Below are 14426 nucleotides of genomic sequence, written 5' to 3'. Positions count from 1 at the left end.
GTGACAGCGACGCGGCCCCTCAGGTGCCGCTGCTGCGCGCGGGTCCGGCGGCCAGGATCAGGCACCGGACGGCGTCGGCCATCAGAAGTCCAGCAGCACCGCGCCCCAGGTGAAGCCGCCGCCGACGCCTTCCAGCATCACCGTGTCGCCGCGCTTGATCTTGCCGGCGCGCACCGCGACGTCGAAGGCCAGCGGGATCGACGCGGCGGAGGTGTTGCCATGCTCGTCGACCGTGGCGATCAGCTTGTCCAGCGGCATCTTCAGCTTCTTGGCCGTGCCCTGCATGATCCGGATGTTGGCCTGGTGCGGGATCAGCCAGTCGATGTCGGCATCGGTGCGTCCGGCCTTGTCGAGGACCGAGCGCGCGACCTTCTCCAGCACGCCCACGGCCAGCTTGAACACCGCCTGGCCGTCCATCTTCAGCAGCGGATGACCCAGGACTTCGCCGCCGGACACGGTGCCCGGCGTGCAGAGGATGTCGACATGGCGGCCATCGGCATGCAGCTCGCTGGCGAGGATGCCGGGCTCGTCGCTGGCACCGACCACCACGGCGCCGGCGCCGTCGCCGAACAGCACGCAGGTCGTGCGGTCCTTGAAGTCGAGGATGCGCGAGAACACCTCGGCGCCGACCACCAGCGCCTTGGTCGCGGCGCCGGTCTTGATCATCGAATCGGCCACCGTCAGCGCGTACACGAAGCCCGAGCACACGGCCTGCACGTCGAAGGCGGCGCAGCCGTGGATGCCGAGCTTCTGCTGCAGCAGGCACGCCGTCGAGGGGAACACCATGTCCGGGGTGGACGTGGCGACGATGATCAGGTCGATCTCGTCGGCGCGCACGCCGGCGGATTCGAGCGCGGCCAGCGAGGCCGGCAGGGCCAGGTCGCTGGACGTGATCTGCGGGTCGGCGAAGTGACGGGCATGGATGCCGGTGCGCTCGACGATCCAGTCATGCGAGGTCTCGATCCCGTCGCGGGCCAGGCGTTCGGCCAGGTCCGAGTTGGTGACGCGATTCGGGGGCAGGTAGCTGCCCGTACCGAGGATGCGGGCGTGGCGCGTGGAAGCAGTGGTCATGCAGCGTGGGCGGCGGCGGCCGCCGTGTCTCCTGCATCGCCGCCCTCCTCATTGGCAGGCGCGGGGAGCGCCTGCAGCGTTGCGACGATGCGATCGTGAACCCGGTCTAGGAGCCGGTTGCGGGCCGCATCATACGCCCGGTTCAACGCCTGCTCGAAAGCGAAGGCATCGGCCGAACCATGGCTCTTGAACACGAGACCGCGCAGGCCCAGCAGCGCCGCGCCGTTGAAGCGGCGATGGTCCACGCGGTCCTTGAAACGCTGCAGCACCGGCATCGCCAGCAGCGCGATGACCTTGGTCCACCAGCTGCGGGTGAACTCCGCCCGGATGAAGCTGGAGATCATGCTGGCCAGCCCCTCGGCCGTCTTCAGCGCCACGTTGCCCACGAAGCCGTCGCACACGACGATGTCCGTCGTGCCCTTGAAGATGTCGTTGCCTTCCACGTTGCCGTGGAAGTTCAACTGGTCGTGCGAGGCGGCCTCGCGCAGCAGCTCGCCGGCGCGCTTGATCGTCTCGTTGCCCTTGATCATTTCCTCGCCGATGTTCAGCAGGCCGACGGTCGGGTTCTCCTTGCCGTCCACCGCCGACACCAGCGCGCTGCCCATGACGGCGAACTGCAGCAGGTGTTCCGGGCCGCAGTCGACGTTGGCGCCGAGGTCCAGCACCGTCGTGAAGCCGCCGATCTGGTTGGGCATCACCGTGGCGATGGCCGGCCGGTCGATGCCGTCCAGCGTCTTCAGGAGGTACTTCGCGACCGCCATCAGCGCCCCGGTGTTGCCCGCGGAGACGCAGGCATGCGCCTGCGCGGGCGTGCCGTCCTTGCCCGGCTTGAGCTGGGAGAGCGCCACCCGCATCGACGAGTCCTTCTTGCGCCGCAGCGCGACTTCGATGGGGTCGTCCATGTTGACCACCTCGCTGGCCGCGACGATGCGCGTGCGCGGCCAGGATTGCGCGGCCTGGAGCGCGTCAGGCAGGCCGACCAGCACGAGTTCCGCCTGCGGATGCGTGGCGAGGAAGGCCTGGCAGGCCGGGAGGGTGACGGCAGGGCCGTGATCGCCGCCCATGCAGTCCACCGACAGGCGGAGCGGCTCGGCGGAGGGCGATGAGCGGGTGGCGGGAATGGCGGTCATCGAAACCTGGGAAGAACACCGGTCGAAGGTGCGACTGTAGCGACCCCGCAAGAAGCGTGCGCGACAAGGGGAGGCTTCCAGAGGAAGGGGGAGCCCTGCCGGAGCGAGGATCGGGAAAGGATCAAAAACGCGAAAGCCCGGCAACGCGTGATGCGGAACCGGGCTTTTTCATCTTGTGAGACCAGGCGGGGGCTCCTGCGAACCCTCCGGACCGGCTGATCGAATCGATCAGGCGGCGTCGCCCTTGGTCTTCAGCACCTTGCGGCCACGATAGAAGCCGTTGGGGCTGATGTGGTGACGCAGATGCACTTCGCCGGTGGTCGGCTCGATCGCGGTACCCGGGGTGACCAGGGCGTTGTGCGAGCGGTGCATGCCGCGCTTCGACGGGGACTTCTTGTTTTGCTGAACGGCCATGATTGATTCTCCTAAAGGCTTCGGCTGGCTTCGGTGATTCGAGGTTGCTCGGGGTCTCGAGAGGACTCGAGCTGTGCCGCGGATCCGACGAGGATGCTCCGCTACCGACGCCTCGGTCCCGGCGCACGTCCACATCGCTGAAATTGCTGACGTGGCCGCACTTAGATCCGGGAAAGCCGGAAACTATAGCACAGCACTCCCCGGCCTCGCAAATCCGGCGAACCGGAAGGCTTCATGGGCGCAACGCCGGCAGGCGGCGACGCCCCGCCCTCACGCCTTGCCGCCGGAGCCCTTCTTCAATGCCGCCAGCGCCGCGAACGGGTTGGGCCTCTCCTCGGCCGGCGCCTCGTGCTCGTCGACGTTGGCGTGCGGCAGCGGCTCCGGGCACTCGTCATGACGCGGCACGACCGGAAGTTCCAGCAGCAACTCGTCCTCGATCAACTCGCGCAGGTCCAGGTGGCGCGGCAGCGCCAGGACATCGTCGTCCGAATCCATGTCCATCTCCGCCGCCATGTCCTCGTCCTTGACGAAGCGGAACCAGCGCGACACCGCCAGGTCTTCACGCACCGGCTGGAGACAGCGCTGGCAGGTCAGCGCGACCTGCGTCTCGGCACTCAGCTCGAGCCACACCTGCGCTTCGCCGCCCTTGGGCGTGCGCAGCTCGCCATGGGCGGACCAGGACACGGGCGGCCACTTGGCCGGATCGGACTCGGGCGCGGCGGCACCCGCCAGGCGCGTCAGGCTGGTGACGGGCCACTCGCCCGCCAACGCGGCGCCCTCCCGGGCAAAAGCTCCGACATCGAGCTTCAATGGATCAAAGGAACGCGGTTTCATGGGGCGCAAGTGTACGAGCCGCCTCCGCCCCGATGGGAGAATCCGCCCCCATGACCGCCGCCGCCGAGCCCACCCGCCCGCTCATCCTGGGCTCCACGTCCCGCTACCGGCGCGAGCTGCTTGAGCGCCTGCGACTGCCGTTCGAAACGGCGGCACCGGACGTCGACGAGACCCCGCGCCCCGGCGAAGTCCCCGAGGCGCTCGCACGGCGTTTGGCGCTTGCCAAGGCCCAAGCGGTGGCGGCGCGCTTCCCGCAGGCGCTGGTGATCGGCTCGGACCAGGTCGCGGACCTGGACGGTCAGACGATCGGCAAGCCGGGGACGCACGAACGCGCCGTCGAGCAGTTGCGCGCGATGCGCGGTCGCACCGTCGTGTTCCAGACGGCGCTGGCGGTGGTCTGTGCCGCGACCGGTTTCGTCGCCGAGGATCTGGCCGCGGTGCGCGTCCGCTTCCGCGACCTGAGCGACGCCGAGATCGAGCGCTACCTCCGCGCCGAACAACCCTACGATTGCGCCGGCAGCGCCAAGGCCGAAGGCCTGGGCATCGCACTGCTGGACGCGATCGAGTCCGACGACCCGACGGCGCTCATCGGCCTGCCGCTGATCCGCACCGCCGCGCTGCTTCGCCAGGGCGGGCTGGACGTGCTGGGCGCGCTCGCCTGAACCCGATCCCTGACATCTCCCTCTGCCTCCGCCCTGCCCTGCCCATTTCGAGAACAACAATGACCCGCGGCCGCCTCTTCCTCGTTCCCAACGCCCTCGACTTCGGCATGAACGGCCAGGAGGTCGACCTGCGAGAGGTCCTCCCGGACGCGGTGCTCGCACGCGCCGCGTCGATCACGCACTGGGCCGCGGAGAACGCCAAGACCACCCGCGCCTTCCTGAAGCGCGTCGGCGCGATCCATCCGCTGGCGGTGCCGCTGCAGGAGCAGCACATCGAGGAACTCCCGCGCCCGCAGAAGGGCCGCGGCCCTGCGGCAGGCGCGGTGACGAGTTCCTCCAGCGAGGAGAAGCTCTGGCTGGCGCTGCTGGAGCCGGCAATGGCCGGTCACGACATCGGGCTGATCTCCGAAGCCGGCATGCCGGCGGTTGCCGATCCGGGCGCGAAGCTGGTCGCTGCGGCGCATGCCGCGAAAGTGCAGGTCGTGCCGTTGACGGGGCCGAGCTCGCTGCTGATGGCACTCGCCGCCAGCGGACTGAACGGCCAGAGCTTCGCCTTCGTCGGTTACCTGCCCCTGGAAGCGGCCGAGCGCACCGCGCGCATCAAGGCGCTCGACAACTTCTCGGCCCGCGAACAGCAGACGCAACTGATGATCGAGACGCCCTACCGCAACGGCGCGCTGCTGCAGGCGCTGCTGGCGGCACTCAAGCCGGGTTCGCTGCTGTCGGTCAGTTGCGGGCTGAGCCTGAAGGACGCGTGGACGCACACGGCCACGGTCGAGCAATGGCGTCAGGCGCCGAAGACGCTGCCGGACAAGGTGCCGGCCGTGTTCGCGATCCTCGGCGTTCGCTGATCAGCCTGGGCTGATCAAAAGGCCGGTCAGGATTCGCTGTCGGCCGTGACCTGCGGCCGCTTGGCGCCGAACAGCGCCGCGACCTTCTTCTTCGGCTTGATGTTGGCCGACAGGCCGCCGCGGGGCGTGTTCGCCGGACCGTTTTCCCAGGCCGGCACGTCACCCCCCTGGGCGGCTTCATACGGCTTGTCGAACAGCGGGTCGTAGGCCTGACGCGGCGCGCGCGCCGGCGCATGCGAACCCTGCGATCCGTAGGCTTCCTCACGACGATCTTCGCGCTCGCGGCGGAAGTCGCGACGCTCCCCACTGCCCTCGGCTTGCGGCGCGCGTTCGGGGCGTTCGGAGCGCTCGCCACGCGGGGCGCGTTCACTGCGTTCGCCGCGATCGCCGTCAAAGCGGCGGCGCTCGCCTTCGAACTCGATCGGCTCCAGGTCGAGCTTGCGCTTGATGAGCTTCTCGATGTCGCCGACCAGCCGGGCGTCGCCCTTGGTCACCAGCGTGAAGGCCAGCCCCGAAGCGCCCGCGCGGCCGGTACGGCCAATGCGGTGCACGTAGTCCTCGGCATTGAACGGGACGTCGAAGTTGAAGACGGCCGGCAGGTCCGCGATGTCCAGGCCGCGCGCGGCCACGTCGGTCGCGACCAGCAGGTCCACCTCGCCGCGCTTGAACGCATCCAGCGACTTCAGGCGTTCGTCCTGCGACTTGTCACCGTGCAGGGCGGCAGTCCGCAACCCATCACGCTCGAAGGAACGGGCCAGACGCGCCGCGCCGAGCTTGGAGTTCACGAACACGATCGCCTGGCGGATCTCGCGCTGGCGCAGCAGCTGCTTGACCGCGGCGCGCTTGTCGTCGTCGTCCACGCTGAAGAAGCGCTGCTCGACGGTCGAGGCCGTCGCGTTCGGGCGGGCGACTTCCACCAGCTCCGGCTCCTGCAGGTAGCTTTGCGCCAGCCGCTTGATCTCGGGCGAGAACGTCGCCGAGAACAGCAGCGTCTGCCGCGCCTTGGGCAGGTAGCTCAGGATGCGTTGCAGGTCGGGCAGGAAGCCGATGTCCAGCATGCGGTCCGCCTCGTCGAGCACGACGTACTCGACGTGGTTCAGCACGGCGTTCTTGGCTTCGATGTGGTCGAGCAGGCGGCCGGGGGTGGCGATCAGCACCTCGACGCCGGCTTTCAGCTGCAGCGTCTGGGGCTTCATGTCGATGCCGCCGAACACGCAGGCCACGCGCAGCTGCGTGTGCTTGGCGTAGGCCTTGACGTTGTTGGCGACCTGGTCGGCGAGTTCGCGGGTCGGGGCCAGCACCAGCGCGCGCACCGGGTGGCGGGCCGGGGACATCGAGGCGTTCTCGTGCTTGAGCATGCGCTGCAGCAGCGGGATCGAGAACGCGGCGGTCTTGCCGGTGCCGGTCTGGGCGGCGCCCATCACATCGCGGCCGGCGAGGACGATCGGGATCGCCTTGGCCTGGATGGGCGTCATCGTCGCGTAGCCCTGATCGGACACGGCGCGCAAGAGCTTGGGGTCCAGCGGCAGCGTGTCGAAAAGAGGGTTTGGCGTCGGGGTGGTTTCTGTCATAAGCGGCGGATTATCCCCCAAGGGCCGGAAAGACCCGGGAAACCACCGATCCGCACACGCGGACCGTTGTGGGTTCACTGCGCCGAACGATCGGTGAGCTTGCGCTGGTCGCCGCGGAAGACCATCCATTTCGGCGTCCGGAATCGCACGATGCGCCAGTACAGCGCCACGTAGGCGACGCCGAACAGCACCATGCACGCGGCGATCATCGGCGTCGAGTCCCAGAACAGCAGCGCCGGCGCCAGGGAGGACAGGCAGAGCGTCCACAGGTACGGGGCCGTCATCGAATTGCGGCGCGTTATCAGGCGCGCATCGCGTGCGCCAATCGCCCAGCGCATCAGACGGCGATAGATCAGCGAGTGCAGATGGATCCCGTCCGGATCGCCGGGATTGGTGTTGCGCAGGAAGCGGCGGCGGTAGATGGAGAAGACCGTCTCGAACACCGGGTAGATGCACACCATCAGCGCGAACAGCGGCGAGACCTGCGGATGGCGGTGGATCAGCAGGATGGCGATCTCCGCGAGATAGAAGCCCATGAAGTACGCGCCGCCGTCGCCCAGGAAGATGAGGCCGGCGGGGTAGTTCCAGACGAAGAAGCCGAGGATGGCGCCGACGCCCGCGAGCGCCCACAACGCGAGTTCGGTGTCACCGACCTGGTAGGCCACGTAGGCGAGGGTCAGCAGCATCAGGCTGACGCACATCGAGGACAGGCCGTTGAAGCCGTCGATGATGTTGACCGAGTTGGCTACGCCGGCGACGACGAAGATGGTGATGAGCGCAGCGCCGACGGTGGTCCCGACGATGAAGTCGAGGCCGGGGATGTCGGTCCGGTTGATGCTGGCCTGGAGGAGCCAGCAGCCGAGCGCCGCCGAGACCATCGTGGCGATGAGGCGCTCGCGCGGCGAGACCTTCTTGGTGAAGTCCTCGATCAGGCCGGCGGCGAATGCGGGCAGGCCGCACAGCAGCAGCAGCAGACCGGTCTTGGCCTGGGGGTGCTTCAGCACGAAGGCCAGGGCAACCATGCCGACCAGGCCCACGAAGATGCCGACACCGCCGATGCGCGGCACGGGTCGGGCATGGAACTTCTGCGGGCCGGACAGATCGTGGTCCGAGGACAGATGGCCATGCACCGTCGACGAGTGCACGACGTAGAGCGTGATCGCCGCCGCCAGCGCGAACGGGATGAGCAAATACAACATGGGCGGCAGTGTAACGACGGGCTTCAGGCCCAAGGCGGTTTTGGCGCAACAGCGCTGCCATAGAATGCGCCGCTGGTCGCTCCGACGCCCTGATCATCAGGCCCGTCGCGGGCGGCCAAGTTCATCTGAGACGAGATCACGCATGGAACTTCGCGCCCAACGCGCCCTTTCGCCGATGTCGACGACTCGCGCGCGCCCCTCTTTCCGCAAGCCCGCGCTCGCGCTGCTGACGGTCTGCCTCATGGTTAGCTTCGCGGCGACCTCGGCCCTCGCGCAGGTGAACACGGGCGGCAGCCAGAACTCTTCGGATACGGGCAGCGATCTGTCCGGCCCGATCCGGCTGACCCCGGCCAACCGGAACGCCCAGGACAGCGCGAGTGTGCAGGCGGCGCCTGCTCGCGCGCCGAAGTACGTGCCCGGCGAGTTCGAGATCTACGTCAACAAGCTGCTGGGCATTGATCTGACGGACCCGTCGACGCTGGAGCAACTGCGCCGCTCGGAAGCCAGCCAGACTGAGACCGCCGCCGTGTCGCAGACGCAGACGCAGGCCGCCGCCATCACCAAGAGTGCGGCCGTCTCCGCGGACAACATCGTGCGCCGGCTCGGCGCGGACCTGATGCTGGACGCCCGCATGGGCGGCGATGTCGACGGTCCTCGCCAGGCGCCGGCGGACTACTTGATCGGCGTCGGCGACGAGATCCAGGTCACCGCGTGGGGCTCGGTCGACGCCGACCTGCGCCTGACGGTGGACCGCGCCGGTCGCGTGACAATCCCTCGTGTCGGGCCGGTGCTGGTCGCCGGTGTGCGCTACGGCGACCTGAACGAGGTCGTCCGCGCCCGCATCTCGCAGGTCTTCAAGAATTTCCAGGTCAGCACCTCGCTGGGCAAGCTGCGCACGATCCGCATCTACGTGACGGGCTTCACCGCAAGGCCTGGTGCCTATACGGTGAGCAGCCTGGCAACGATCGTCAACGGACTGATCCGCGCCGGCGGCCCGTCGGCCGCAGGCAGCTTCCGCCAGATCGAGCTGCGCCGCAACGGCCAGGTCGTTGCCAGCTTCGACGCCTACGACCTGCTGCTCAAGGGCGACAAGGCCAGCGACCGCGCGCTGCAGGCCGAAGACGTGATCCACATCGGCCCGATCGGCCCGCAGGTGGCGGTGCTCGGCAGCGTGAACAAGCAGTCGATCGTCGAGCTCAAGCCGGGTGAAACGGTGGACGATGTGCTGGCGATGGCCGGCGGCTTCAGCGCCGTGGCCGACCGCTCGCGCGTGTCGATCGAACAGTTGAGCGACCGCAACGACCGCCGCGTGCGCGAGCTTCAACTGCCGACGCAGCAGAAGACGGTGGCCAGCAATGGCGACGTGATCCGCGCGTTCAGCAGCGTCAACGCGGCGCTGCCCGTCGGCAAGCAGTTCAAGCGCGTGACGGTGGAGGGCGAGGTATCCCGTCCGGGTGAGTACGTGCTCCCGCCGACGAGCACCTTGCAGGACGCGATCGCGGCCGCCGGCGGCCTGACGACACAGGCCTACGTGTACGGCACCGATTTCTCTAGAGAAAGCGTTCGTCAGTCGCAGCAGGAGAACTACGATCGCGCGCTGCGGGACCTGGAGACGGAGTTCACCAAAAACAGCAGCACGCAGCGGGCGTCGACAGCCGACGAAGCTGCCGGCAATGCTCAGCGTGCCGCTGGCACCGAGCGCCTTGTCGCCCGGCTGCGGGCCGTGCGGCCCACCGGACGCGTTGTGCTGCAGCTCGAACCTGATGCGCGCGTCCTCCCCACGCTGACCGTTGAAGACGGCGACCGGCTGCTGGTGCCGGCTCGGCCTTCGACGGTGGGCGTGTTCGGCAGCGTATTCAACGCGGGCAGCTTCCTGCTGCAGAGCAGCGCAACGCTTGACGACGTGATGAAGCTCGCCGGCGGCCCGACCCGCGGCGCGGATGCGCGAGGTGCCTTCGTGATCCGGGCGAACGGGACTGTTGTGAGCGCGCGCCAGCAGAATAGCGGTTGGCTGGGCGGAACGAGCCTCGCCGGACTCCCTGCGCTCCCGGGCGACACGGTCTTCGTGCCCGAAGAGATGAACAAGTCGACGTTCATCCAGGACGCGAAGGACTGGACGCAGATCCTGGCCAATTTCGGCCTGGGCATTGCGGCGTTGCAGACAATCAAGAATTGAGCCGACATGGCTCATCCGACGTTTCACATGAACGATTCCAGCCAATCTTCCGCCAGCGCGCCCGGCTTGCTTGATTTCGCGGCCGTCGTTGCGCGGCGCTGGCGCCTCCTGCTCGTGATTCCGGTCATCGCCGGTGCAGGGGCGTTGGGCATTACCTACTTGATGAAGCCGGTCTTCACAGCCAAGACTTCCTTCCTGCCGCCCCAGCAACAACAGTCCTCGTCCATGGCCGCACTGGCCAATCTGGGTGCCTTAGGCGGCCTAGCCGGCGGTCTCACCGGCATGAAGACGCCCGGCGATCAGTACATCGGCCTCATGCAGAGCGTGAATGTCGAGGATCGCATCGTCGACCGCTTCAAGCTGATGGAGGCATACGATGTCGACTTTCGATTTCAGGCCCGCAAGACGCTGGAGACCAACGTCCGTCTGACACTGGGCAAGAAGGACACATTGATTTCGGTCGAAGTCGACGACACCGATCCACAGCGCGCCGCGGACATCGCGAACCAGTACATCGCGGAATTGCGCCGGCTGAGTTCGGAGCTGGCTTTGACGGAAGCACAGCAACGCCGTGTCTTCTTCGAGACCGAGTTAAAGCAGACAAAGGAACGCCTGACGGCGGCGCAGATCGCATTGCAGGGCAGCGGCTTCAATCCTGGCGCGCTGAAGGCCGAGCCCAAGGCAGCGGCCGAGGAGTACGCCAAGCTGAAGGCTGAACTGACGACCTCCGAAGTGGCCCTACACGCGGCCCGTCGCACGCTTGTCGACAGTGCCCCGGAGATCCAACGCCTTGGCGCCGTGATCGGTGCCCTACGGGCGGAGCTGCGCCGCGTCGAGAGCGCGGACGGAAACCTTGGCTCGTCTGACTACATCACCCGCTATCGAGAGTACAAGTATCAGGAAACGCTCTTCGAGCTTTTCTCGAAGCAGTATGAGATGGCCCGCTTGGACGAAGCCCGTGACGGCGGCTTGGTGCAGGTAGTGGATCCCGCCACGAAGCCAGAATACAAAAGCCGCCCGAAGCGGGCCGTGGCGGCGATTCTGACCTGGCTCGTGACCGGCATGTTGCTGCTGACGGCGCTCATGATCTCGCACTCCCTTTCGGCGATCCGCCGAGATCCCGCGAATCAGGACAAGCTTGAGCGAATTCGACTGGCGTGGAAGGGCCACTGATCGAACAGACGACAATTCTCCGCTCCACGCCGACCCCGCCAGGGAACGTCGGCACCCATAGATATTCAACAGGCCCCACGCCGCACGTCCTCCAGGCGCTGCCCCGCGATGTGGCCTATGCAGTCCATCAGAGGAACAACAATGAAGAAAGCTTTGATTACCGGCGTCACCGGTCAAGACGGCGCCTACCTGTCGGAACTCCTGTTGAGCAAAGGCTATGAGGTCCACGGCATCAAGCGCCGTACCTCGCTGTTCAACACCGATCGGATCGACCATCTGTTCCAGGATCCGCATATCTCGGATGGCCGCTTCGTGCTGCATCACGGCGACATGACCGACTCCTCCAGCCTGACGCACATCATCCAGAAGGTGAAGCCGGACGAGATCTACAACTTGGCAGCACAGTCGCATGTCGCTGTCAGCTTCGAAGAACCCGAGTACACCGCGAACTCCGACGCACTGGGTGCGTTGCGCATCCTGGAGGCGATCCGCATTCTCGGCCTGGAAAAAACCACGCGCTTCTACCAAGCATCTACCTCGGAGCTCTATGGGCTTGTGCAGGAGATTCCGCAGAAGGAGACCACTCCGTTCTATCCGCGCAGCCCTTACGCAGTGGCGAAGCTGTATGCGTACTGGATCACCGTCAACTACCGCGAGGCCTATGGCATATACGCGTGCAACGGCATCCTGTTCAATCATGAAAGCCCGCTGCGCGGCGAGACCTTCGTGACGCGCAAGATTACCCGCGCACTGGCGCGGATCAAGCTGGGCCTGCAGGAATGCCTGTTCCTTGGCAACATGGACGCCAAGCGCGACTGGGGTCATGCACGCGACTACGTCGAGATGCAATGGCTGATGCTGCAGCAAGATGTGGCCGAGGACTTCGTCATCGCGACAGGCGTTCAGTTCAGCGTGCGCGAATTCGTGACCATCGCCGCCAAGGAACTCGGCATGGAAATCCGCTGGGAAGGCTCCGGCGTTGACGAACGGGGCTTCTGGACCAATGCTGACAATGGCCGCAGCACCCCGATCGTGGCCGTCGACCCGCGCTATTTCCGCCCCACGGAAGTCGAGACACTCCTCGGCGATCCGACCAAGGCGCGCGAGAAGCTTGGCTGGACACCCCGTATCACTTTCGCCGAACTAGTCTCGGAAATGGTCCGCGAGGACCTGAAGTCCGCGCAACGCGATGAACTGGTCAAAGGCCACGGCTTTGCGACCTTCAACTACAACGAGTGATTTGGGACCGGATTCCCCATGCGAGTCTTTCTGACCGGCGGCAGCGGCATGGTCGGCCGCAACGTCGCAGAGCACGCGGCGGCGTCACGCCATGAACTGATCAGCCCGAGCAGCCGCGAACTCGATCTGCGCGACGCCAAGGCCGTCGAGGCCTTCCTCCGCGACGCGCGCCCGGACATCGTCTTCCACGCGGCGGGCCGTGTTGGCGGCATCCAGGCCAACATGCGCGAGCCAGTCAGCTTCCTCGTGGACAACCTGGACATGGGACGCAACGTCGTGCTCGGCGCACGTGCGGCCGGCGTCAAACGCCTGATCAACCTCGGCAGCTCGTGCATGTATCCACGCGAGACGCACAATCCCATCCCGGAAGAAGCGATGTTGACGGGCACGTTGGAGCCCACCAACGAGGGCTATGCGATCGCGAAGATCGCGACGGCGCGCTTGTGCCAGTACATCTCCGCCGAAACGCCAGAGTTCCAGTTCAAGACGCTGCTGCCTTGCAACCTGTACGGTCGCCACGACAAGTTCGATCCCAGGCATTCCCACATGGTGCCCGCGATCATCCACAAGCTGCATCTGGCCAAGCTGGCCGGCTCGCCGCAAGTGGATATCTGGGGCGACGGCACCGCCCGGCGCGAGTTCATGTATTCAGGCGACCTCGCCGATTGCCTCTGGCAGACGCTGGATCATTTCGAGCAGTTGCCCGCGCTGATGAACGTCGGTCTCGGGCGAGATCTCGCCGTGAACGACTACTACCGCGTCGCGGCGGAGGTGATCGGGTATCGGGGCGAGTTCGTCCACGATCTGACCAAGCCGGTTGGCATGAAGCAGAAGCTGGTGGACGTTTCCCGCGCCTCTATCTGGGGTTGGCACGCGAAGACCTCAATCGAGGAAGGCCTGCGTCTGACCTACCAACACTACATTCAGGACATTGCCAAGTGAACGCATTCAAGTACCCCCTCGCCACCGCCACCTGGGATCAGGCCGAATATGCCGCCATCCAACGCGTCATCGACTCCGGCATGTTCACTATGGGCAAGGAAGTGCAGCGTTTCGAGCAGGACTTCGCCGCCTATGTGGGCAGCCGCCATGCGGTGATGGTGAACTCCGGTTCGTCAGCCAACCTACTGATGGTGGGCGCCCTGTTCTTCACCAAGGAGAACAAGCTTCAACCCGGCGATGAAGTGATCGTCCCGGCCGTGTCGTGGAGCACCACCTACTATCCGCTGCACCAGTACGGACTGAAGCTGCGTTTCGTCGACATCGACCTGGAGACGCTGAACTACGACCTGACCCAGCTCGAAGCGGCGATCACCGACAAGACTCGCTTGATCATGGTGGTCAACCTGCTGGGCAACCCCAACGACTTCAACGCCCTCCAACGCATCGTCGCGGGACGTGACATCCGCCTGATCGAGGACAACTGCGAATCCATGGGCGCGGAGTTCGCGGGCAAGCAGGCGGGCACCTTCGGCGTGATGGGCACTTACAGCTCGTTCTTCTCGCACCACATCTCGACAATGGAGGGCGGTCTGGTCGTCACGGACGACGAGGAGCTGTTCCACATCATGCTGTCGCTGCGTGCGCACGGCTGGACGCGCAACCTGCCCAAGGTCAACCATGTCGTGGGAGAGAAGAGCGACGATCCGTTCAAGGAATCGTTCCGCTTCGTGCTGCCGGGCTACAACTTCCGGCCGCTGGAAATGTCCGGCGCATTAGGCATCGAGCAGGTGAAGAAGCTGCCGATGATTGTGTCGGAACGCCGCAAGAATGCCGCGGTGCTGCAGGACGTGATGGGCAACCATCCTGAACTGCTGATCCAGCGCGAGATCGGCAAGAGCAGTTGGTTTGGCTTCAGCCTGGTCATCCGCCCGGGCTCGTCGATGACGCGCGAGCAACTGCTCGGACGCCTGACCGATGTGGGCTTCGAAAGCCGCCCCATCGTCGCGGGAAACTTCGCCAAGAACGAGGTCATGAAGTATTTCGACGCCACGATCCACGGCGAGCTGCGCAACGCGGACCACATCGACCGCAACGGCCTGTTCATCGGCAATCACCACTACCCGATCGTCGAAGCCGTCCAGGCGCTCAAGTCGATCTGATCGC

At 66.2% G+C, this 14426-nt stretch carries 13 protein-coding genes; 7 read left to right on the top strand and 6 right to left on the bottom strand.

Translation table 11 applies throughout. The features are described 5' to 3' along the window. Positions 1–81: 81 nt before the first annotated feature. From AC07O8_RS10820 to AC07O8_RS10805, 4 genes are all read right to left on the bottom strand, one after another. Positions 82–1071 carry a beta-ketoacyl-ACP synthase III gene (locus AC07O8_RS10820; protein WP_297526123.1) on the bottom strand — a complete coding sequence of 330 codons (990 nt, stop codon included), beginning with the start codon at positions 1069–1071 and terminating at the stop codon, positions 82–84. Continuing rightward, positions 1068–2201, bottom strand: a complete 1134-nt coding sequence (gene plsX / locus AC07O8_RS10815; RefSeq protein ID WP_495048010.1) for a phosphate acyltransferase PlsX — start codon at positions 2199–2201, stop codon at positions 1068–1070. The genes AC07O8_RS10820 and plsX overlap by 4 nt, the downstream gene beginning before the upstream one ends. Positions 2202–2429: 228 nt before the next feature. Further along, positions 2430–2615 carry a 50S ribosomal protein L32 gene (gene rpmF, locus AC07O8_RS10810; RefSeq protein WP_067277410.1) on the bottom strand — a complete coding sequence of 62 codons (186 nt, stop codon included), beginning with the start codon at positions 2613–2615 and terminating at the stop codon, positions 2430–2432. Positions 2616–2885: 270 nt separating this feature from the next. Beyond that, positions 2886–3449 carry a YceD family protein gene (locus tag AC07O8_RS10805; protein ID WP_495048009.1) on the bottom strand — a complete coding sequence of 188 codons (564 nt, stop codon included), beginning with the start codon at positions 3447–3449 and terminating at the stop codon, positions 2886–2888. A gap of 50 nt (positions 3450–3499) precedes the next feature. Here AC07O8_RS10805 and AC07O8_RS10800 point away from each other — a divergent pair, with 50 nt between their 5' ends. Together AC07O8_RS10800 and AC07O8_RS10795 are read left to right on the top strand one after the other, a co-directional pair. Then, positions 3500–4111, top strand: a complete 612-nt coding sequence (locus AC07O8_RS10800) for a Maf family nucleotide pyrophosphatase (RefSeq protein ID WP_495048008.1) — start codon at positions 3500–3502, stop codon at positions 4109–4111. 59 nt (positions 4112–4170) lie between these two features. After that, the gene (locus AC07O8_RS10795; protein ID WP_495048007.1) at positions 4171–4962 is read left to right on the top strand and encodes an SAM-dependent methyltransferase; all 792 of its coding nucleotides are present in this window, start codon (positions 4171–4173) and stop codon (positions 4960–4962) included. A 26-nt stretch (positions 4963–4988) separates the two neighbouring features. Here AC07O8_RS10795 and AC07O8_RS10790 read toward each other — a convergent pair whose 3' ends face one another. Then, a complete protein-coding gene (locus AC07O8_RS10790) occupies positions 4989–6533 on the bottom strand; it encodes a DEAD/DEAH box helicase (protein ID WP_495048006.1) in 1545 nt (514 codons plus the stop codon). A gap of 74 nt (positions 6534–6607) precedes the next feature. Next, positions 6608–7732, bottom strand: coding sequence for an MraY family glycosyltransferase (locus AC07O8_RS10785; RefSeq protein ID WP_495048005.1), 1125 nt, complete (start codon positions 7730–7732; stop codon positions 6608–6610). Between AC07O8_RS10785 and AC07O8_RS10780 the strand changes: the two genes are divergently transcribed. The 5 genes from AC07O8_RS10780 to AC07O8_RS10760 all read left to right on the top strand — a co-directional run bounded on the left by AC07O8_RS10780 (position 7689) and on the right by AC07O8_RS10760 (position 14422). Then, on the top strand, positions 7689–9908 hold the full coding sequence (locus AC07O8_RS10780; RefSeq protein ID WP_495048004.1) for an SLBB domain-containing protein: 2220 nt from the start codon (positions 7689–7691) through the stop codon (positions 9906–9908). The two genes, AC07O8_RS10785 and AC07O8_RS10780, sit on opposite strands and share 44 nt — an antisense overlap. A 27-nt stretch (positions 9909–9935) precedes the next feature. After that, complete coding sequence (locus AC07O8_RS10775) at positions 9936–11081, top strand: Wzz/FepE/Etk N-terminal domain-containing protein (protein ID WP_495048003.1); 1146 nt, start codon at positions 9936–9938, stop codon at positions 11079–11081. 141 nt (positions 11082–11222) lie between these two features. After that, positions 11223–12320: a GDP-mannose 4,6-dehydratase gene (gmd, locus tag AC07O8_RS10770; RefSeq protein WP_495048002.1), complete on the top strand. Its 1098-nt coding sequence runs from the start codon at positions 11223–11225 to the stop codon at positions 12318–12320. An 18-nt stretch (positions 12321–12338) separates the two neighbouring features. Next, positions 12339–13262 (top strand): GDP-L-fucose synthase family protein, encoded by a 924-nt coding sequence (locus AC07O8_RS10765; RefSeq protein WP_495048001.1) that lies wholly within the window; start codon positions 12339–12341, stop codon positions 13260–13262. Further along, entirely contained in the window at positions 13259–14422 is a 1164-nt protein-coding gene (locus AC07O8_RS10760) for a DegT/DnrJ/EryC1/StrS family aminotransferase (protein ID WP_495048000.1), read from the top strand. Before AC07O8_RS10765 ends, AC07O8_RS10760 begins: the two co-directional genes overlap by 4 nt. Positions 14423–14426: the final 4 nt, after the last annotated feature.

This window comes from Roseateles sp. GW821-FHT09G09 (assembly GCF_059415965.1).
Note: the sequence above shows the minus strand (reverse complement) of the source record. Positions and strands in the feature narration are given on the sequence as shown.

What these genes read in the sequence shown, in the direction of transcription:
- AC07O8_RS10795 (WP_495048007.1), top strand. Translation starts at nt 4,171, where the DNA reads ATGACCCGCGGCCGCCTCTTCCTCGTTCCCAACGCCCTCGACTTCGGC.
- plsX (WP_495048010.1), bottom strand. Translation starts at nt 2,201, where the DNA reads ATGACCGCCATTCCCGCCACCCGCTCATCGCCCTCCGCCGAGCCGCTC.
- rpmF (WP_067277410.1), bottom strand. Translation starts at nt 2,615, where the DNA reads ATGGCCGTTCAGCAAAACAAGAAGTCCCCGTCGAAGCGCGGCATGCAC.
- AC07O8_RS10800 (WP_495048008.1), top strand. Translation starts at nt 3,500, where the DNA reads ATGACCGCCGCCGCCGAGCCCACCCGCCCGCTCATCCTGGGCTCCACG.
- AC07O8_RS10805 (WP_495048009.1), bottom strand. Translation starts at nt 3,449, where the DNA reads ATGAAACCGCGTTCCTTTGATCCATTGAAGCTCGATGTCGGAGCTTTT.
- AC07O8_RS10775 (WP_495048003.1), top strand. Translation starts at nt 9,936, where the DNA reads ATGAACGATTCCAGCCAATCTTCCGCCAGCGCGCCCGGCTTGCTTGAT.
- AC07O8_RS10820 (WP_297526123.1), bottom strand. Translation starts at nt 1,071, where the DNA reads ATGACCACTGCTTCCACGCGCCACGCCCGCATCCTCGGTACGGGCAGC.
- AC07O8_RS10790 (WP_495048006.1), bottom strand. Translation starts at nt 6,533, where the DNA reads ATGACAGAAACCACCCCGACGCCAAACCCTCTTTTCGACACGCTGCCG.
- AC07O8_RS10785 (WP_495048005.1), bottom strand. Translation starts at nt 7,732, where the DNA reads ATGTTGTATTTGCTCATCCCGTTCGCGCTGGCGGCGGCGATCACGCTC.
- gmd (WP_495048002.1), top strand. Translation starts at nt 11,223, where the DNA reads ATGAAGAAAGCTTTGATTACCGGCGTCACCGGTCAAGACGGCGCCTAC.
- AC07O8_RS10765 (WP_495048001.1), top strand. Translation starts at nt 12,339, where the DNA reads ATGCGAGTCTTTCTGACCGGCGGCAGCGGCATGGTCGGCCGCAACGTC.